This window comes from Deinococcota bacterium, from assembly GCA_030858465.1.
Taxonomy (GTDB): domain Bacteria; phylum Deinococcota; class Deinococci; order Deinococcales; family Trueperaceae; genus JALZLY01.
In genome coordinates this window covers 1-18,457 of record JALZLY010000303.1, presented here as the reverse complement: position 1 = coordinate 18,457, position 18,457 = coordinate 1, and the positions used below count along the sequence as shown (strand labels likewise).

Annotated in this window: 14 protein-coding genes; 7 read left to right on the top strand and 7 right to left on the bottom strand. The window is 66.3% G+C overall.

What is annotated here, in order from left to right:
- Nucleotides 1–19 precede the first annotated feature (19 nt).
- Nucleotides 20–949, bottom strand: coding sequence for an ABC transporter permease (locus M3498_15115; protein MDQ3460610.1), 930 nt, complete (start codon nucleotides 947–949; stop codon nucleotides 20–22).
- Nucleotides 942–3,053, bottom strand: a complete 2,112-nt coding sequence (locus M3498_15110; GenBank protein MDQ3460609.1) for an ABC transporter permease — start codon at nucleotides 3,051–3,053, stop codon at nucleotides 942–944. The genes M3498_15115 and M3498_15110 overlap by 8 nt, the downstream gene beginning before the upstream one ends.
- A gap of 318 nt (nucleotides 3,054–3,371) precedes the next feature.
- Between M3498_15110 and M3498_15105 the strand changes: the two genes are divergently transcribed.
- Nucleotides 3,372–5,789 carry a malectin domain-containing carbohydrate-binding protein gene (locus M3498_15105; GenBank protein MDQ3460608.1) on the top strand — a complete coding sequence of 806 codons (2,418 nt, stop codon included), beginning with the start codon at nucleotides 3,372–3,374 and terminating at the stop codon, nucleotides 5,787–5,789.
- Nucleotides 5,790–5,794: 5 nt separating this feature from the next.
- Here the strand turns inward: M3498_15105 and M3498_15100 are convergent, their stop codons facing one another.
- Together M3498_15100 and M3498_15095 are read right to left on the bottom strand one after the other, a co-directional pair.
- Nucleotides 5,795–6,664, bottom strand: coding sequence for a DUF58 domain-containing protein (locus M3498_15100; protein MDQ3460607.1), 870 nt, complete (start codon nucleotides 6,662–6,664; stop codon nucleotides 5,795–5,797).
- Between the two features lie 70 nt (nucleotides 6,665–6,734).
- Nucleotides 6,735–7,685 carry a MoxR family ATPase gene (locus tag M3498_15095; GenBank protein ID MDQ3460606.1) on the bottom strand — a complete coding sequence of 317 codons (951 nt, stop codon included), beginning with the start codon at nucleotides 7,683–7,685 and terminating at the stop codon, nucleotides 6,735–6,737.
- 165 nt (nucleotides 7,686–7,850) lie between these two features.
- Here M3498_15095 and M3498_15090 point away from each other — a divergent pair, with 165 nt between their 5' ends.
- Complete coding sequence (locus tag M3498_15090; protein MDQ3460605.1) at nucleotides 7,851–8,438, top strand: GNAT family N-acetyltransferase; 588 nt, start codon at nucleotides 7,851–7,853, stop codon at nucleotides 8,436–8,438.
- Between the two features lie 69 nt (nucleotides 8,439–8,507).
- On the opposite strand, the gene M3498_15085 is transcribed toward M3498_15090, so the two are convergent.
- The gene (locus M3498_15085) at nucleotides 8,508–9,023 is read right to left on the bottom strand and encodes a hypothetical protein (protein ID MDQ3460604.1); all 516 of its coding nucleotides are present in this window, start codon (nucleotides 9,021–9,023) and stop codon (nucleotides 8,508–8,510) included.
- 629 nt (nucleotides 9,024–9,652) lie between these two features.
- Here M3498_15085 and M3498_15080 point away from each other — a divergent pair.
- The 3 genes from M3498_15080 to M3498_15070 are packed head-to-tail and all read left to right on the top strand — an operon-like array spanning nucleotide 9,653 to nucleotide 14,270.
- A complete protein-coding gene (locus tag M3498_15080; protein MDQ3460603.1) occupies nucleotides 9,653–11,587 on the top strand; it encodes a serine protein kinase in 1,935 nt (644 codons plus the stop codon).
- Nucleotides 11,588–11,634: 47 nt separating this feature from the next.
- Complete coding sequence (locus M3498_15075) at nucleotides 11,635–12,849, top strand: DUF444 family protein (GenBank protein ID MDQ3460602.1); 1,215 nt, start codon at nucleotides 11,635–11,637, stop codon at nucleotides 12,847–12,849.
- Complete coding sequence (locus M3498_15070; protein ID MDQ3460601.1) at nucleotides 12,846–14,270, top strand: SpoVR family protein; 1,425 nt, start codon at nucleotides 12,846–12,848, stop codon at nucleotides 14,268–14,270. Before M3498_15075 ends, M3498_15070 begins: the two co-directional genes overlap by 4 nt.
- 76 nt (nucleotides 14,271–14,346) lie before the next feature.
- Here M3498_15070 and M3498_15065 read toward each other — a convergent pair whose 3' ends face one another.
- Nucleotides 14,347–14,634, bottom strand: coding sequence for a hypothetical protein (locus tag M3498_15065; GenBank protein ID MDQ3460600.1), 288 nt, complete (start codon nucleotides 14,632–14,634; stop codon nucleotides 14,347–14,349).
- A 272-nt stretch (nucleotides 14,635–14,906) separates the two neighbouring features.
- On the opposite strand from M3498_15065, the gene fumC reads away from it, so the two are divergent.
- Complete coding sequence (gene fumC, locus M3498_15060; GenBank protein MDQ3460599.1) at nucleotides 14,907–16,307, top strand: class II fumarate hydratase; 1,401 nt, start codon at nucleotides 14,907–14,909, stop codon at nucleotides 16,305–16,307.
- Between the two features lie 50 nt (nucleotides 16,308–16,357).
- On the opposite strand, the gene M3498_15055 is transcribed toward fumC, so the two are convergent.
- Nucleotides 16,358–17,053 carry an outer membrane lipoprotein carrier protein LolA gene (locus M3498_15055; GenBank protein MDQ3460598.1) on the bottom strand — a complete coding sequence of 232 codons (696 nt, stop codon included), beginning with the start codon at nucleotides 17,051–17,053 and terminating at the stop codon, nucleotides 16,358–16,360.
- A 310-nt stretch (nucleotides 17,054–17,363) separates the two neighbouring features.
- On the opposite strand from M3498_15055, the gene M3498_15050 reads away from it, so the two are divergent.
- Nucleotides 17,364–18,457: PEGA domain-containing protein (locus tag M3498_15050; GenBank protein ID MDQ3460597.1), on the top strand; the 1,094-nt coding region annotated here is incomplete at its 3' end.

Sequence of the window (18,457 nt, the reverse complement as noted above, 5' to 3'; positions counted from 1 at the left end):
ATTCAAAAGGGATTGAAATTCATTTCTCAAAGGGCTTGCCGATCGCCTTGGGCGGAATCGCCCGGCCGATGAAGCCGGCCAAGACCATCATGGTGAGGATGAAGGGCATGCTCTGGACCAAGGTGGAGGGCATGAAGCGGCCGCCGCCCAACAGCGTCGCCGCCGACTCGAAGGCGCCGAAGAGCAAGGTCGCTCCGAGGACGCCGAAGGGATGCCACTTGCCGAAGATCAAGGCGGCCAACGCGATAAAGCCGCGGCCTCCCGACATCTCGGCGATGAACTGGTTGAGGTTGCCGATGCTAAGGTAGGCGCCGGCCAGCCCGGCCAGGACGCCCGAGAGGATCACCCCGGCGTAGCGCAGGCGCCACACGTTGATGCCCACACTGTCGGCCGCCTCGGGGTGCTCGCCGACCGCGCGCAGGCGCAGGCCGAAGGGCGTCTTGAAGAGCAGGTACCAGGCGACCGGCACGAGCAGGAAGGCCACGTAGACGAGCGGGCTGAAGGCGAAGCCGTCGGGGCCGTAGAAGGGCAGGCGGTTGCGGATGGGCGCGCTCGTCTGCGAGTTTTGGTAGAGCGCGGTCAGGATCACCGCGGGAACGCCCAGGGCCATCAGGTTGATGGCGGTGCCCGAGATGATCTGGTCGGCCTTGTAGCGGATGCAGACGACGGCATGGAGGGCGCCGACCAGGCCGCCCGCGCCCGCCCCGGCCAGGACGCCCAGCCACGGCGCGTGGGGCACCACCGCCCTGGGGCTCTCGGCCAGAATGGGCGCCTCGACGAGTTGGGTGGTGACGGCCGCGGCCAGGGCGCCGAAGATGATGATGCCCTCCAGGGCGATATTGACCACGCCCGCGCGCTCGCTGAACATGCCGCCCAAGGCGGCCAGGAGGAGCGGCGTGGTGGCGCGCAGGCTCGAGCCGATCAGGGTGATGATGAGAAAGCTATCCACCTGGGGCCTCCGCCTGCTCCTTGGGCGCCCGGTTAGGGGCCCTGGCCTCCACGGAGACCGGCGCCTCTAGCGTCGGCGGCAGGCCGCCCTGCCGGGGCCTGGCGAGCCTTTTGGGCAAGAAGCCCCTGGCGGCGATAAAGAGCACCACCAAGGCCAAGATCATATTGACCACGTCGCGGCTGAGGTCGGTAAAGGTGATGTTCAAGCTGGCGCCGCCGTTTTTCATCACCCCGAAGAGAAAGGCCGCGAAGACTACGCCGACCGGCGTGTTGGCGCCCAGGAGCGCCACGGCGATGCCCTCGAAGCCGTCCGTGGCCGGCAGCGCCTGGCGCAGGGCGTACTCCTCCAAGGCGCCGCCCAGAACGTAGTGGCTGGCCGTCAGTCCCGCCAAGGCTCCGCTGATGGTCATCGCCAGGATGACGTTCCTGGCGACGTTGGCGCCGCCGTACTCGGCGGCCTTGGGCGACAGCCCCACGGCGCGCAGCTCGTAACCCCACTTCGTGCGCCACAGCAGGACATAAAAGGAGACCGCCGCCAAGAGGGCCAAGAGGAACGAGGCGTTCACGTTGCTGGGCGGGACGGCGGTCGCCCGGGCCGCCAGACCCAGCGCCCAGGCCAGCGCGTAGCTTAGGGCGCCCGCGCCCACGGCCGCCGCCGCGCGCGGGCCCAGGGCGGCGAAGCGCGGCGAGGCCCTGAGGCCAAGAAAGGCCAAGCCGGCGGCCAGCAGCGCCAAGGGCAGGGCGTAGTTAACGCGCACCACGTTGGTCCCCGGCGACTGCCGGATATCGACGCCCAAGAGCGCGGGAAGCTGCGGGATGCGCGCCCCGGGCTGGATGGGGTGCGACTTGGGCTCGGTGCCGGGCGCCTTGAAGGGCAGGGCCAGGTTGACCGGCCGGTCGCCCGCCTGCGGCAGGCCCGCGCCGACCATAAGAGCGAGCAAGAGGACGCCGCCCACGGCCAGGGCCAGCCGCGGGGCTCGAGCGAACAGCCTCCGCGGCGGCGGCAAGAGGTTGAGCAGCAGGGCAAGCAGGGCGAAAGCCGCCACGACGTAGACCATGCGTAGGGCGGAAGCGGCGAAGATCTGGTCGGTCGAGAGGATGAAGAGCAAGAGCGAGGCGGCGATGTAGTTTAGCAGAATGGTGTTGATGACCTCGTTGGCGCCAAAGCGCGCCTTGAGCCAGCCGGGGATGGCGCCCCAGCAGGCGCCGCCCAGGGCCGCCGCCAAGACCGCCGCGGGCAGGACCAGGAGGCGCGGCCCCGGCATGAACACGCCCACCATCATGGCGAGAATCGCGCCCAGGATCATCTGGCCCGGCGCGCCGATGTTAAAGAGGCCGGCGCGGAAGCCGAAGGCCACCGCTAAGCCGGTGAAGATGAGCGGCGTGGTGAACTTGAGCGCCTCGGCCAGCCCGGCGACGCTCGACAGCGAACCCGCAAAGAGCGTCTGGTAGGCGTAGAAGACCGTGTCGATGCGCCCGGCGAGCGCCATGAGCGGCCCGGCTATGACCACGCCGCGGCCGAGCGCCGTCGGCTGCAAAACGAGGATAACGGCCGCGCTGACGACGAGCGCCAGCCCTATCGAGGTCGCCGGCACCGCCACCGAGGCTGTCACCCTGTCGATGGCCGCCCCCAGCCGCGTCAGCCGCAGGGCCAGGAGCGCCACAGCCAGGCTGAGGGCGATGTTAAAGGCCGCGGCGAAGCCCGCGCCCGCCCGGCCGTAGGGCAGGCGCCGGGCATCGACACCCGCCTCGGAGGCCGCCTGCCGCGCCGCCTCGACCGCCCCCTGGAGGCCGGCCAGGCCGTAGAGGGTCGCGCCCAGGAGCAGGAGCGCCCCCAGCAGCCAGAGCCAGGCGCGGCGCCTGTCGGACCAGAGCGCCGCCCCCAAGATGAGCAAGAGCGCGGCGGCGCTCAGGCCCAGCGTGCGCGCCTGTCCGGGCACGGCCAGGGGCTCGGTGCGGCCGGTAAAGTCCAGCACGCGGTCGGGCAGGAGCAGGAGCGCGCTGCGGGCGCTCGTTTCGCGGCTCAAAGCCCCCCAGGGCGCCAGCCACAGCGACAACAGCCCCAGTGCCGCCAGCAGGACCACGAGCAGGCGTTCGTTCATCATCCGCATTCTTACATTTCTCTCGAGCGACAATCCAGCCTAAAGGTGAGGGCGGTCCAGGCTGCGAGAACAGCGCCTCCGCCTGCCGCCAGGCAAGACAAAACACGGCCAAGCTCAAGCGCCTTCACCCCCTAGGCTCACTCGAGGTGACGAAATCGCTCGCTCGAGCCGGGATTTTCCGTCATACTGAGGGCAAATCATGCTGACGACACCAGTCATGATATGTTTTGATCAATCGAACATCGGTATCGGACATTGTAAACGTCAGACGCTAGAAAGGTAGTCCATGAAAGGTAGTCCACTGTGAATTGTCGTACAACTGTGAAAGGGTTTCTCTTCCTCCTGATCCTCCTGCTCATGGCGGCCGCCTGCAACCGGCCCGGCGACCGCGTGGCGCCCGAGGTCAATGTACAGCTGAGCGGCACCAAGCAAGCCGAGAATGAGGATGTCTTCGTCGGTGCGGTCACGGTGACCCTCAGCAGCACCGACGGGGGGGAACTCCAGTACAGCCTCAACGAGACGGTGTTCCAGGAGTACGGCGCGCCCTTTACGATCAGCACCCCCGGCGACTACACGCTCAGGGTCAGGGCCGCTGGCGGCGTGGTGACGGAGCCGAGGACCTTTCAGGTCGTACCCGGCGACGACGGCGGGGACCTACAACCGATCCTGGACATCCGGCTCGAGGGGACCGAGAGCTCGCCGGGGGTCTTCGAAGACCAGGTCACCGTGATCATCGACGCCGAAGACATCAGCGGCGCCGGGCTCGCCAGCGTCAGCTACAGCCTGAACGGCGGCCCGGCCCAGGCCTACGAGGAGTCCTTCACGGTGAGCGAGCCGGGTCAGTACCAGCTCAGCGTGGAGGCCAGCGACAACGCGGGCACCCAGACGACCGTAGCGCGCTCCTTCCAGATCGTGCCCAGCCTCGTCGACACCACGCCGCCGGGCCTCGAGATCGACCTGAGCGGCAGCGAGCTGTCGCCGGGCGTGTACAGCAACCAGGTGACGGTCACCATCAGGGCCACCGACAGGGGCGGCTCGGGTCTGGCGAGCACCAGCTACAGCCTGAACGACGGGGACTTCCAACCCTACACCGGCGCCTTTACGATCAGTGGCCCCGGCAACTACACCGTGGTCGCCGCGGCCACCGACAACGCGGGCAATGAAGCCGAGCCGGAGCAGCGCTCCTTCAGGATAGGCGGGCTGACGCCCAGCAGCGCCAGGATCGAGATCCAGAACCTGGACGGCATGACGGGCGGCGAACTGCCGCCGGGGTTTTTCCACGACTGGCTGCTGTTCAGCCGGGTCAACGACATCTCGGTCGCGCCTCCCCCGGAAAGCCTCAGCGACTGGACCAACCTCCGCTATCACGACGTCGCCACCCTGCGCATCAGGAATGTGGGGAACGACCCCCTGCAGATCGGCGCCCTCACCATCAGCGACCCCAGCCGCTTCACCCTGCCCGGCGGCGAGGATAGCACCTTACCGCTCGTCATCGCGCCGGGTGAGGCCTACGACCTCGACATCCAGTTCATCGAGAGTGCGGGGTCGAAGGGCGTCCGCAGAGAGACCCTCACCCTCTACACCAACGACGGCAGCGCGCCGACCACCGTAGTCCAGCTCGCCGGCGTCTACCAGCTCTCCCCGGAGGGCAACAGGGAGGTCTTCATGAGACCCCTCCTGCCCGCCTTTGGCTACACCACCAGGCTGCTCGATTCGGGGCAGCGGTTCAACCCCTACTACGAGGCACTCGGTGAGGAGATCCTGGCCCCCTACTGGCGGCGCGCCGACCCCGGCAGGCCCGTCTACGTGCGCCAGCTCGCCGCCTACCACGGCTGCTGCGAGGAGGGCTTTCAACAGGGCAGGTTCATCCTTACCGGCGCGGACGGCGCGGTCATCGGCCGGTTCAATCACCACCAGCACTACGGCCAGTCCGTTCTGCCGCGTCTGGCCAACAACCTCGACAGGCCAGCCGAGATGACCGTCAACCCGACCGGCGTCTTCCAGGTGACGGTCGAGAACTATAGCAGCACCGCGGGCGCGCGGGGCGAGCCGCACGGCACCCGCTTCTGGCCGGTCAGGGACCGTGACGGCGCGCTCGTCCCCAACACCTACCTGGTCATCCAGGACTACTTGGGCCAACAGTTCACCCCCGACGCCCTCAGCGTCAACTACGACTTCAACGACAACGTCTACCTGATGACCAACGTCACCCCGGACGACGCCGTCTACCGCCTCAACGTCGCCGGACCCTCCTACACCGACACCGAGGGCAGCCCGTGGTGGCCGGACTGGACCGTGGCGTCGCCGCGAGAGGGCCTGCCTCCCTACGGCTACGGCCCCGCCGAAGCCCTGTCCGAGGGCAGAGGCAACGTCGGCATCACCGGCAGCCCAGACCCCGTCCTCTACCGCAGCTACCGCGGCAGGTGGGCCAACAACACGCCGCAGGCGGAGCGCGTGCTCTCCTACAACCTGCCCGTCACCAACGGGGTCTACCAGGTACGCCTGCACTTCGCCGAGCACTTCTGGGACGAGCCGGGCAGGCGCGTCATGAACGTCCGCGTAGAGGGCAGCACAGAAAGCGAGTTCGACATCTTCGCGGAGGCCGGCAAGCTGAGCGCGCTGGTGAGAACGTTCGAGAACGTGCAGGTGAGCGACGGCATGCTCACTATCGAGCTCGAGGCCCTGAGCGACTGGCCCGCCATCTCCGCCATCGAAGTCGTCCGCACCTCGAGCTGGTAAGCCGGCTAGCGCTTGACCAGGATGCCCGCGCGCAGGAGGGCGGCAAAGGCCCCCTGCTCGATGGCGTTCTCATCCTGGCCGCCCACCTTGAGGAGGATGTGGCGAAAGCCCGCCTGCATGATGGCGGCGCGCGTTTTGGCCACGAAGCGGCCTACCGCCTCGCGGTAGGCCCGCACCTCGGCGGGGCCGACTAAGAGCCTCTCGCCGCTCTCGGCGTCGATTATCTCGAGCTGCGAGCTCTCGGGCTCCAGGTCGGCTGCCGACATCACCTGCAAAAAGCTGGCGTCGAAACCCCTATAGCGCAAAGCGGCGAGCGAGGTCTGCAGGCTGGTCTCGTCGAAGAGGTCGGAGACGACCAGGGCCAGCCCCGGCCCGGCGCGGCGGCCGGCCGAGAGGGCAAAACGCGTGATGGCCGCGGAGGGCGCGTGCTCGGCGCCCTCCAGAACGGGCGCCGCGTCTATAAACGACCAGGCGCCGGGCACATGCCCCCGGCCCCGGCCCTGGGGGCTCTGCGAGCCGTCGAAGAGGTGGACCTGGCTCACCGCGTCGCGGTGGGCGGCGTAGGCGAGGAGTTCGGCGACGCTGCGCGAGTAGTCGGCCTTGCCGCCCAAGGCCATGCTGGGGCTGGTGTCCAGAAGGATGTAGACGGCGATGTTGCGCTCGGCCTGGAAGAGCCGGGTGAAGAGCTTGCCGGTGCGGCCGTAGACGCGCCAGTCCACGTACCTGAGCTCATCGCCCGGCTGGTAGGGCCTGAAGTCGTGGAACTCGACGCTCTGGCCCGCTTCGGAGGCGATGCGCTCGCCCGACAGGCGGCTCAAGGCCCTCGAGGCCAGGGCGTAACGGTCGAGGACGGCGCGGCTGCGTTCGCTGATCACAGGGGCGATTGAAAATTAAATATCAAAGATTGAAAATTGAAATCTTTTGAATTTTGAATCAATTTTGAATTCACTTCGACACCTTTTTGAGAAACTCGGCGATGATGTCGTCGGCCAAGGCGCCCTCGACCTCGGCCTCGAAGGAGAGGATGAGGCGGTGGCGCAGGGCGGGCTTGGCGGCGCGCTCGATGTCCTCGAACTCGACGTTGGGCCGGCCCGCGGCGAGCGCGTAGCCCTTGGCGGCCAGCACCATCGCCTGGGCGCCTCTGGGGCTGGCGCCCAAGCGCACCAGCTTGTGCTCGTGGCTGGCCTCGGTGAGCCGCACCACGTAGTCGAGCGCGGAGGAGGCGATCGGCACGGCGCGCACCATCGCCTGCAAGTCGAGCAGCTCGAGCTGACTGAAGACGGGGCTGAGCGCCATCTCCTCACCGCCGGTGGTGGCCTCGAGCACCTTGCGCAGGGTCTGGCTGTCGGGCCGCCCGATCAGGATCTTAAAGAGAAAGCGGTCGAGCTGCGCCTCGGGCAGCGGATAGGTGCCTTCCATCTCGAGCGGGTTTTGCGTCGCTAGAGTGATAAAGGGCCTGGGCAGAGGGTAGCTCTCGCCCGAGACGGTGACGGCGCGCTCCTGCATCGCCTCTAGCAGCGCCGACTGGGTCTTGGGCGTGGCGCGGTTGATCTCGTCGGCCAAGAGGACGTTGGCGAAGACCGGCCCCTTTTGAAACTCGAAGCGCGGGTTGCCTCCCTCCTCGACGAAGACGGTCGAGCCGGTCACGTCGGCGGGCATGAGGTCGGGCGTGAACTGCACCCGGCCGAACTTCAGGCTGGTCGCCTCGGCAAAGGCCCGCACCAGGCGCGTCTTGCCCAGGCCCGGCGCGCCCTCGATGAGCGCGTGCCCCCCGGCCACCACGGTGATCAACAGGTCCTCGACCACCTCCTCCTGACCGATGATGACCCGGCCGATGCCCCGGCGCAGGATCCTGAACTTGTCTCCAAAGCTGGTAAAGTCCTGCTCTGTCTGCACGCTGCCTCCTCCAATTACCCTAGCAAATACCCTAGCCCCAGCAAATACCCCAAAGTCTAACGCACGCTCGGCGCGGGCGCTGCATCGGGCGCTCCAGGCCGGAAAACCCAGTAGAATGAAGCCATGAAGGTAGCAGCATGAAGGTAGCAGCATGAAGGTAGCAGCATGAAGCCGCTCAGCTCGGGGCGGGTGCTGCTGAGACCCTTGGACGAGCTCGACGCGCACGCTTGGCGCCGCGTCCACGCCCACTTCCGCGACCGCGACATCGCCCACTTGAACGGCACCCCGCCCAGCCGCATGCCGCTCTGGCTGCTCAAACGCATCCTTCGCGCCGACAGCCGCCGCTCCGACCGGCAGTCCTACGGCATCTTCGACGAGATCGGCGACTACATCGGCACCATCGAGCTCTACGACATCGGCGCGGCGGCGGCGACCCTGGGCATCATCATCGGCGAGCGCAGCCACTGGGGCCGGGGCTACGGCCCGGAGGCGATCGCCGCGCTCTTGCAGCACGCCTTTGAGACCATGAGGCTCAGCCGGGTGCGCCTCAGCACCTTCGGCGACAACGCCCGCGCCCAGCTCGCCTTCAAAAAGGTAGGTTTCGCCGAGCGGCGCCGCTACACCAACCGCGCGGGCCGTATAGACGTGGAGATGGACATCAGCGCCGAGGCGTGGCTCGAGCGCCGTTCGCGGCCGCCCGCTCCCGCCGAGGCCGTACCCGGAGCGCCCGGAGGCGTTAGCCTCGAGCCCTGAGCAAACGCTTTGAGGACCGGGTTAAGGACCGGGTTAAGGACCGGGCGAGCCTGGACAAGGCCGCCCTCGTCACTCCTCGAGCTGGGGCTCGGGGGCTCCCTTGCCGCCCTTGCGCCGCCAGCCCCTCCAGAAGGGCGCAGGCTTGCCCTCGGGCAGTCCTGGCCGCCCGAGGGCTCCGTCCATCACGGTTCTCAGCTGGGCCAGCAGGGCCGCGTTTTCCTCTTCCAAGGCGGCGATCTGCCGGTCCTTGCGCGCCTCGCCGTCCTGCGCTTCGCGGACGGCCAGGGCGGCCAGTTGCCGGCGGAGCTTGCCGGTGGCGTTCTCGAGGGTGACCAGGCGCACCCGCACGCAGTTGACCCGGCTCTCCTCGTCGGCGCTGTGCACCCTGACGACGGCCTTGCGGGCCGAAGCGCCCTGGCTCACCACCACCTCGGGGCCGTAGAGTTCGGTCGCCAGCTTGATGGCGGTGATGGCGGCGTTTTCCCCCTCGGCGGCGGGACGACAGATGCGCGCCAGCCCGTACGACGAGGCGGAGCGCGAGCTGTAGGGCGATGCGATGTCGATCACGCACCAGCACTGCTTCACGTCCACCTCCCGTCGGCGCCACGCTTTGCTGCCACACTTGCTGCCACACGTCAGTATGAACCACCGCCGCGCTCCCGTCAGTGACCGCTGCGCCCAAGCCCCGGTCGCGGGTCCGCCAAAGCCCTCCAGGCCCAGCGGCCGCTGGGCGGCCAGGCTGGGTGGGAGGCGCAGCTATAGAGCAGCTCCAAAGCCGAGGGCGAGGCTCGAGCCCAACAGCTTCATACCGCTTCATACAGCTTCATACAGCTTCATGAAGCGTTAACGGTCACCGACGCATCTCATCTCGAGGGTCTACATTGAAGTATGACGCGGTTTCACCTCTCGCCCTCGGGGCGGTTCACGGCGAGGTCGTCCCGGTGCCGGGCCGCTCGCCCCGGCGCGAAGCCAATAGCCCCTACAAGACGGGAAAGTGCAACATTTGTCTCAATCCCCGAGGGCCTTTTCGAGTATCCTCGAGAGGATAACTCAGCCCATGCGGTAGCTACGCTGCCGTCCAGCGACAGGTCCAGCGAAACCGCTTTCGGTCTCGAGTCCAGTGTGTTTACCAGCGTGTTTACAGGTGCGGCTGCGCAGCCGCGAGCCACGGCGCCTGGGCACAAGAACAAGCCTTCCCGAGGAGGTGCAGCCCGATGAAAGAGACAGGAAAAGACGCATTCGAGCGCCTGATCAGAGAGGACCGGGCCGCCACCGAAAACCGGCAGTGGCAAGGCAGCTTCTTGGACTACCTCGAGCTGGTGAGGGAAAACCCTGGCGTCGCCAAGTCGGCACACGCCCGCCTCTACGACATCATCATGGCGCCCGGCAGCGCCGACATATTGGCGGGCGCCGACGAGCGCGGCCAGCGCCTCTACAAGGACGAGCCGCTCAAGGTCTACCCCTTTTTTCAAGACGAGTTCTTTGGCATCGAACGGGTGATCGCTAGGATCGTCCGCTACTTTCACGCCGCCTCCCTGCGCGGCGAGGAGAGCCGCCAGGTGCTCTACCTGATGGGCCCGGTCGGCGCCGGCAAGAGTTCGATCGTCGCCAAGCTCGAGCGCGGCTTGGAAGAGGCCGAGCCCTTCTACACCATCGAGGGCTCGCCCATGCAGGAGGAGCCGCTGCTCCTCATCCCCCGGCACCTGCGCAAGGAGTTCGAGAAGATGCTCGACGTGCGCATCGAGGGCGAGCTCTCGCCGGTGACGCGCTGGCGCCTGGAAAACGACTTCGGCGGCCGCTACGAGGAGGTAGGGGTCGTCAGCCGCAGCTTTTCCAAGCGCGAGCGCATAGGCATCGCGGTGGTGCCGCCGGTCGATCCCAACAACCAGGACACCTCGGTCCTGATCGGCTCCGAGGACATCTCCAAGCTCGACCAGTACTCCGAGGGCGACCCGCGGGTCTTGGACTTAAACGGCGCCTTCAACGCCGGCAACCGCGGCTTAGTCGAGTTCATCGAGGTCTTTAAAAACGCCACCGAATACCTCCACGCCATGATCACCGCCACCCAGGAGAAGTTCGTGCCCGCGCCGGGCCGCCACGGCACCGTCTACGTCGACACCGCTATCGTAGCGCACTCCAACGAGGCGGAGTGGCAGAAGTTCAGGGCCGACCACACCAACGAGGCGATCTTAGACCGCATCGTCATGATCAAGGTGCCTTACAACTTAAGGCTCTCCGAAGAGGTCAAGATCTACCAGAAGATCCTGCACGCGTCGGGCTTCAGGTCGCACATCGCGCCCCACACCCTGGAGATCACCGCGATGTTCGCGATTCTAAGCCGGCTCGAGCCCAGCGCCAAGTGCGACCTGTTGACCAAGCTGAAGCTCTACAACGGCGAAGAGGTGATCGAGAAGGGTCGCAGCAAAAAGGTCGATGTCCGCGAACTCCAGGGCGAGACGCGGCGCGAGGGCATGAGCGGCATCTCGACGCGCTTCGTCATGAAGGCCATCGACGGCTCTCTCTCCGACTCCCCCGAGGGCATCACCCCCATCCACGTCCGCGAGACCATGATCAAGATGATCCGCGAGAGCGACTTTTCCGACGACAACAAAAAGCAGTACCTCGAGTTCCTGCAAGACACCATCCACAAGGAGTACCTGGAGATCCTCGAAAAAGAAATCACCAAGGCCTTTGTCTACGCCTACGAGGAGCAGGCCGAGACGCTCTTTCAGAACTACCTGGACCACGCCGAGGCCTACGTCAACACCACCACCGTCAAGGACCGCAACACCCGCGAGGAGCTGCACCCCGACGAAGCGTTCCTGAAGTCCATCGAGGAGCAGATCGCTATCGTCGGCACCGCCGCCGACGGCTTCCGCCAGGAGGTGATCGGCTACTTGTGGGCCAGCAGCCGGCGCGGCCAGAGCGTCTCCTACAAGAGCTACGAGCCGCTCAAGGAGGCCATCGAGAAAAAGCTCATGAACTCGGTGCGCGACCTCTCCCGCATCGTCACCAAGGCTCGGACCCGCGACGAGGAGCAACGCGAGAAGTACGACAGCCTGGTGAGCAACCTGCTCGAGCGCGGCTACACCCCCTACTCCGCCGACGTTATCCTGAAGTACGCGGCCAACAATCTCTGGAAGGATTGAGCAATAGCGATCAGCTAAAGGCTAAGAGCTAAAGGATGTAAGCGACCATGCCCACCGTCTTCCGCCCCTACCGCCCCTCCGACGCCGAGCGCAGCGACCGCTCTGCGGGCGACCGGCTCAGGCACCGCCAGAAGGTGCGCGAGTCGATCCGCGAGAACATCGCCGACATCATCGCCGAGGAGGCGATCATCGGCCAGGACAGGGACCGGGTCATCAAGGTGCCGCTCAGGGGCGTCAAGGAGTACCGCTTCGTCTACGGCGACAACACCCCGGGCGCGGCCCAAGGGGACGGCGACGCCCAGCCGGGCCAGGTGCTAAAGAGGGGCGAGCGCCAAGGACAGGGCGAGGAGGCCGGCGACCGCCCCGGCCAGGACTACTACGAGACCGACATCACCCTAGAAGAGCTCATCGAGATCATGTTCGAGGACTTGGAACTGCCCGAGCTCGAGCAGAAGGCCATGCGCCAGCTAGCAAGTGAGCGGGTCGCCAAGCGCAAGGGTTACCAGCCGGCCGGCATCCGCGTCCGCCTCGACAAGCGGCGCACGGTGCGCGCCAAGCTGCGCCGCGAGGTCGCCTCGAGGCGTCGCCATGGCGGTGAGGGCCAAGGCGGAGAGGCCGAGGGCGATGAGGGCAGCGCGGCGCGTCTCCCCTTTTACAAGAACGACCTCACCTACCGGCGCATGGTCACCGACACCCGGCCCGAATCGAACGCCGTGGTGATCTGCATCATGGACACCTCGGGCTCGATGGACACCCTCAAAAAGTATCTGGCCCGCTCCTTTTTCTTCCTGCTCCACGCCTTCGTGTCGGCAAAGTACCAGAACGTCGAGGTGGTCTTCGTCGCTCACCACACCGAGGCGCGCGAGGTGAGCGAGGAGGAGTTCTTTCACAAGGGCGAGTCGGGCGGCACCTTCGTCTCCTCGGGCTACGTAAAGGCCCTGGAGGTAATCGCCGCGCGCTACCACCCGTCCTTGTGGAACGTCTACGCCTTTCACTGCTCGGACGGCGACAACTTCTCTTCGGACAACGAGGCGGCCTTGCGCGCGGCGGAGGCGCTCTGCGAGGTCTGCAACCTGTTCGGCTACGGCGAGATCAAGCCGCGCGGCCTGCACCGCTACGAGAGCTCGCTCCTAAACCTCTTTCGCAGGCTCGAGGCGGACAACTACCAGACCGTCCTGATCGAAGAAAAAGAAGACATCTGGCCGAGCTTCAGGGCTTTTTTGAGCAAGGATCGCGGCCAGCGGCAGGCGGTGAGCCGGTGAGCTGGAGCATCGAGAGCTTGGCGGACTGGGACGCGCGCATCCGCGACAAGGCCCTGGAGTTTGGCTTGGATCCTTTCCCGCAGGAGTTCGAGATCTGCGACCACCACGAGATGCTGAGCGCCATGGCCTACCACGGCATGCCCAGCCACTACCCGCACTGGTCCTACGGCAAGTCTTTCGAGAAGCTCAAGACGCTCTACGACTACGGCGTCTCCGGCTTGCCCTACGAGATGGTCATCAACGCCAACCCCTCCTTGGCCTACCTCATGCGCGACAATTCCTTGCTCCTGCAGATCCTCACCATCGCCCACGTCTACGGCCACAACGACTTTTTCAGGCACAACTTCACCTTCAGCCACACGCGCCCGGAGTACGTGCTCGCCAAGTTCAGGGGGCACGCCGGCCGCGTCCGCGCCTACAGCGAAGACCCCTCGATCGGCCCGAACGGGGTCGAGCGCGTTCTGGACGCCGCCCACGCCCTGTCGCTGCAGTGCCGCCGCAACCTGTCGATAAAGAAACTCCCCTACGAGGAGGAGCGGCGCAGGCTGGCACTGGCGGCCAGGCCGCGCGAGCACCCTTACGACGCCCTGCACAAGCGGGCCGAGCCAGAAGAGCCCGACCCCCACAAGGTCCCGCCCTCGCCCGAAGAGGACCTGCTGCTCTTCATCCGCGACCACAACCGCTTTTTGGAAGCGTGGGAAAGGGACCTCCTCACCATCGTTGTTGAACAGACCCAGTACTTCATCCCGCAGATCGAGACCAAGATCATGAATGAAGGCTGGGCCAGCTTTTGGCACCGCGAAATCTTAAACAGCCTGGACCTCCCCCAGGACCTCTACCTCGAGTTCCTGGTCCGTCACAACCAGGTCTTGCGGCCCATCCCCGGCGGGCTCAACCCCTATCACCTGGGCCTCAAGGTCTGGGACGACCTCTTGAGCCGCGCCGACCAGCCCACGCCCGAGGAACGTGAAGTCTATGGGCAGGCGGGGGGCGAGGACTTCGCCAAGCTCTTCGAGGTGCGCGCCGCCGACCGTGACGTCTCCTTTCTGCGCCGCTTTCTCACTCAGCCGCTCATGCAGGCGCTCGACCTCTTCGAGTACCAGACCAGGGGCGACGAGCAGGTCGTCGCCGAGGTCTCGGACGAAGAGGGCTGGCGGCAGGTCAAGAAGACCCTGCTCAGGGGCGTGGGCATGGGCGGCGTTCCGGTCATCAAGGTCGAGGATGCGGACCACGGCAGGAGCGGCGCGCTCTACCTGCGGCACTACCACGACGGGCGCGACCTGCACCAGGGCTACGGCGAGCGGACCCTGGCCCACCTCTACGAGCTCTGGGGCCGGAAAGTGGTCCTGGAGACGGTTCTCGGGGGCAAAAAGGCCGTCTTTAGTTTCGACGACAACGGCTTTTCCAGTCGGGCGTTCTAGCTTCCCAAACTATGTCGGGGCCAGGGCCGTCGCCTCGTCATAGGGCGGCCTCAGCAGCAAGATACCTGAGCGACCGTCATCCTGAGCGACCGTCATCCTCTTCTTCTTCGAGGGTGGTCTCGATGATCGTTTCCACGTCCCAGGCCCCCAGGATGACGGCCACGCCGAAAAGGAGCGCGTCCGCCCTGGCTTCAGGGCCGCGGTAGAGGACGCCGATCTCGTCGCTGTCGGCGAAGTTGACCACGACCTCGCACGACCCCTCCTCGAGCTTGACCTTGTGGATCTCGCCGACCCGCTCGAGGTTGACGAGGTTGCCGTCGCTATCGCGTATCCAGTTGCTTTCGTGGGTGGTATCAGTTATCATCACCCAATCATACCTCAGCGGGCCTCGTACCTGCGGCTCCTGTCTCGTCCGTCCTGGGCCACCGCTGGGCCAACCCCCTTTAGCTGCGCGAGCGTTCATGCTTCCGGCCTCGAGTGGGCCGTGGACGCATTGTTCAGGCCCCTCCCTGAGCGGTGACCGGAGGACCCTGGGCTGTGCCGGGGCGCCTGGCTGAGTTAGCATAGCAGGGCGATGCTTCGAGCGACCGGACGGTAAAGCCGCCCGGTCACCCAGCCGACTTTAGGGAGGTTATGGTGGACTACCGCAGCGAACGAGACACCATGGGCGAGATCCGGGTTCCCGCCGACCGCTACTGGGGCGCGCAGACGCAGCGCTCCCTGGAGAACTTCAAGATCGGCGGGCAGAAGATGCCCTTAGAGATCATCCGCGCCTTTGCGATCCTCAAAAAGGCCGCCGCGCTCACCAACGCCGAGCTGACCGACTTTCCCAGGGACAAGGCCGAGATCATCGCCAGAGTCTGCGACGAGGTAATCCGCGGCGAGCTCGACGACCACTTCCCGCTGGTGGTGTGGCAGACGGGCTCGGGCACTCAGTCGAACATGAACGTCAACGAGGTGATCTCGAACCGCGCCACCGAACTCCTGGGCGGCGAGATCGGCTCGCAGACGCCCGTTCACCCCAACGACGACGTGAACAAGTCGCAGTCGTCGAACGACACCTTCCCCACCGCCATGCACATCGCCGCCTACGCCGCCGTCAGCGAGGAGACGCTGCCGCAAATCCGCAGGCTCCAGGACACCTTCGCGGCCAAGTCCAAAGCCTTTATGGAGGTGGTCAAGATCGGCCGCACCCACCTGATGGACGCCACCCCCCTGACCTTGGGCCAGGAGCTGTCGGGCTACGCCGCGCAGCTTCAGCGGGGCGCGGAAACCGTAACGGACTCTCTCAAGCACCTGCGCGAGCTGGCCCTGGGCGGCACCGCGGTGGGCACTGGCCTGAACGCGCCCGAGGGCTTTGCCGAGCGGGTGGCCGAGCGGGTGGCCGAGCTGACCGGGCATCCCTTCGTCACCGCCGAAAACAAGTTCGAGGCTCTCTCGGCCCACGACGCCATCGTCGAGGCCTCGGGAGCGCTCAGGCGCGTAGCGGTCAGCCTGATGACGATCGCCAACAACATCCGTTTGCTGGCCTCGGGCCCGCGGAGCGGCATCGGCGAAATCCTGATCCCCGAGAACGAGCCCGGCTCGTCGATCATGCCCGGCAAGGTCAACCCCACCCAGGCCGAGGCGATGACCATGGTCTGCGCCCAGGTGATCGGCAATGATACGGCGGTCGCGGTCGCGGGCACGCACGGCCACTTTCAGCTCAACGTCTTCAAGCCGGTGATGATCTACAACCTGCTCACCTCGGCGCGGCTCCTGGGTGACGCCTGCGCCTCCTTCAACGACCATCTGGCGGTCGGCATCGAGCCCAACCGGGCGCGCATCAAAGCGCAGCTCGACAACTCGCTCATGCTGGTGACCGCCTTAAACACCCACATCGGCTACGACAAGGCGGCGCAGATCGCCAAAAAGGCCCACGCCGAGAACAGCACCCTCAAGCAGGCCGCCGTCACGCTCGGCTATCTGACGGAGGAGGAGTTCGACAGGATCGTGGTGCCGGAGAAGATGGTGGGAAAGGTCAAGGCCGAGGACTGAGATACCCCACTCAGCCCCGTAGCTCAGCCCCCGCAGCTCAGCCCTAGGTCCTACCTTTCATCGAAGACCTCGGCGTCGGCGGGCAGCGCGCGTAGGGCGGCCGGCTCGAGCCCGGGGTCTTTGACGAGATCGGTGAAGACGAGCGTGGTGAGGATGCTGCCGTCGATGTCGAAGAGGGTCAGCCGGTAGGGCACCCACTCGCCGTCCACCACCTGCGCCTCGACGTGGCTCACCTCGGCGCCCAGGTTCTGGTTGCTGAAGCGCAAGTTGTAGACGTCACCGACAGGGCTCTCCTCGTAGCCGAGCACCTCGACGTCCCAGCCCTCGAAGAGGGCGCTCACGTCGAAGGAGAGGTCGAGGTCGGCGCCTTCGCTGGGAACCTCGATGAGGTCGCCCAGGGCGTCGGGATCGTCGGCGCTCAAGATGGTGATCTGGTTGGTCAAGAAGAGGTAGTTGTAGACGGCGTCGCCGTCGACAATGACGATGTTGTCGGCGAGCGCGTCGGGTAAGACGAACTCGGCGCGAGCGAGCTGGAGGTCGGGAATGGCCGCGACCTCGAGCTCGAGGGCAATCACCGAGCCGTCGCCTTCTTGAAGCTCGCCGCTCAGGACGAAGCGCACGTCGGTGAGGGCTTCGGCGGTGCTTCTCAAGTTTTCCAGAATCTCTTCGCTGCCGAGGTCCTGCGCGGCGGCCAGCGGCGAGGCCACCAGGGCGAGGAAGAGAATCAAAGGTCTCGGTGCAGTCATGGGTCTCCTTTGGCTGTGACCGTGCTGGTGTCTGTACGCGTGCTGGAACCATTCTCGGGTGTGCGCCTGAAGGCCCCATGAGAGTTTACCCACTGGCCTTTAGCAAAGCTTGGGGCAGGCTTACGGAAGGCTCCGAGGCCGGGTCATAACGTGGCCCTCTGCACAATTTCCAATCCGGGGCTCGCCGATAATAGCGGTGGCTGCTAAAAAACTCGGCCTGGCCGCGCGCATCTATGAAGGGACGTTCAGTGACTCCACATGCTGGTCCGCGAACCTGCTGCTAGGCTCGGCACAGAAAGGATGAGGTGTTATGAAAAAGGCACTTGCCCGTTTGGTCGTACCCCTGGTCGTACTGCTCGCCGCCTTGGCCGCGGCATCGACCCAGGCCCAAGACTTCAATGTGATCGTCAGTCCCCGCTCCATCATCGTCAACCCGGAGCCCGCCTTTGGGGTCGAGGTGTGGGTCGACCGTGACCGTTCGGGTCAGGACACCCCGAGCTATACCATCGGCGACAGCATCCGCATCGGCGTGAGCGTCAGCGAGGATGCCTACGTCTACCTCTTCAGCGTGCGCTCGACGGGCGAGATCCAGCAGATTCTGCCCAACCGCCAGGATCCGGCCAGCCAGGACAACTTCATGCGCGCCGGTGAGACGCGGACCTTCCCGCCCGACGGGGCGCGCTACAGCTTCACGGTCGGCGGCCCCACCGGCCTCGACCGGGTGATCGCCGTCGCCAGCCAGCGCCCCCTCGACACCAGCACCTTGGCGGACTTCGCGGCGGGCGCCAACTTCGCCACCAGCGACCTCGGCCAGGAGGGCTTTGCCAGGAGCCTGTCGATCATCGTCGAGCCCCTGCCTCAGGAGGCGTGGGTGACCGACACGGCACTCTTTCACGTCGTCCGCGCCGGCCAGGCGGCGCCCGCCGCGCTCTATGGCACGCTCGACATCCGCTCCGAGCCCGCGGGCGCCCGCGCCTTTGTCGACGGTCAGTACGTCGGCACCACGCCGGTTCGCTACGGCGCCGAGGCGGGCAGCCGCGAGGTGCGCATCGAGCGCGAGGGCTATGAGCCCTTCCGCTCCAGCGTCAACCTCCGCGGGGGCAGCACCCAGCTCGTCGAGGCCGGACTCAGCCCCATCCGCCGCACCGGCACGGTGAGCTTCAGCTCCCAACCGCGCGGCGCCGAGGTGCTGGTCGGCGGCAGCAGCCTCGGCACCACGCCTCTCGGCGGCCTGACCTTCGACGAGGGCAGCTACCAGGCCCGCTTCCGGGTTTCCGGTTATGAAGACCGGGTGGTGGACTTTCGCGTCCAGGCGGGCACCAGCCAGACGGTGTCGACCGAACTCCGCGCCCTGCGCGGCACGCTCATCGTGACCGGCAACGTCGGCGGCGCCCGGGTCTATAT

Bases quoted from the DNA above. Each gene is read 5' to 3' on its own strand.
- M3498_15110 (MDQ3460609.1), bottom strand. From the start codon at position 3,053: ATGATGAACGAACGCCTGCTCGTGGTCCTGCTGGCGGCACTGGGGCTG.
- M3498_15090 (MDQ3460605.1), top strand. From the start codon at position 7,851: ATGAAGCCGCTCAGCTCGGGGCGGGTGCTGCTGAGACCCTTGGACGAG.
- M3498_15080 (MDQ3460603.1), top strand. From the start codon at position 9,653: ATGAAAGAGACAGGAAAAGACGCATTCGAGCGCCTGATCAGAGAGGAC.
- M3498_15075 (MDQ3460602.1), top strand. From the start codon at position 11,635: ATGCCCACCGTCTTCCGCCCCTACCGCCCCTCCGACGCCGAGCGCAGC.
- M3498_15065 (MDQ3460600.1), bottom strand. From the start codon at position 14,634: ATGATAACTGATACCACCCACGAAAGCAACTGGATACGCGATAGCGAC.
- M3498_15055 (MDQ3460598.1), bottom strand. From the start codon at position 17,053: ATGACTGCACCGAGACCTTTGATTCTCTTCCTCGCCCTGGTGGCCTCG.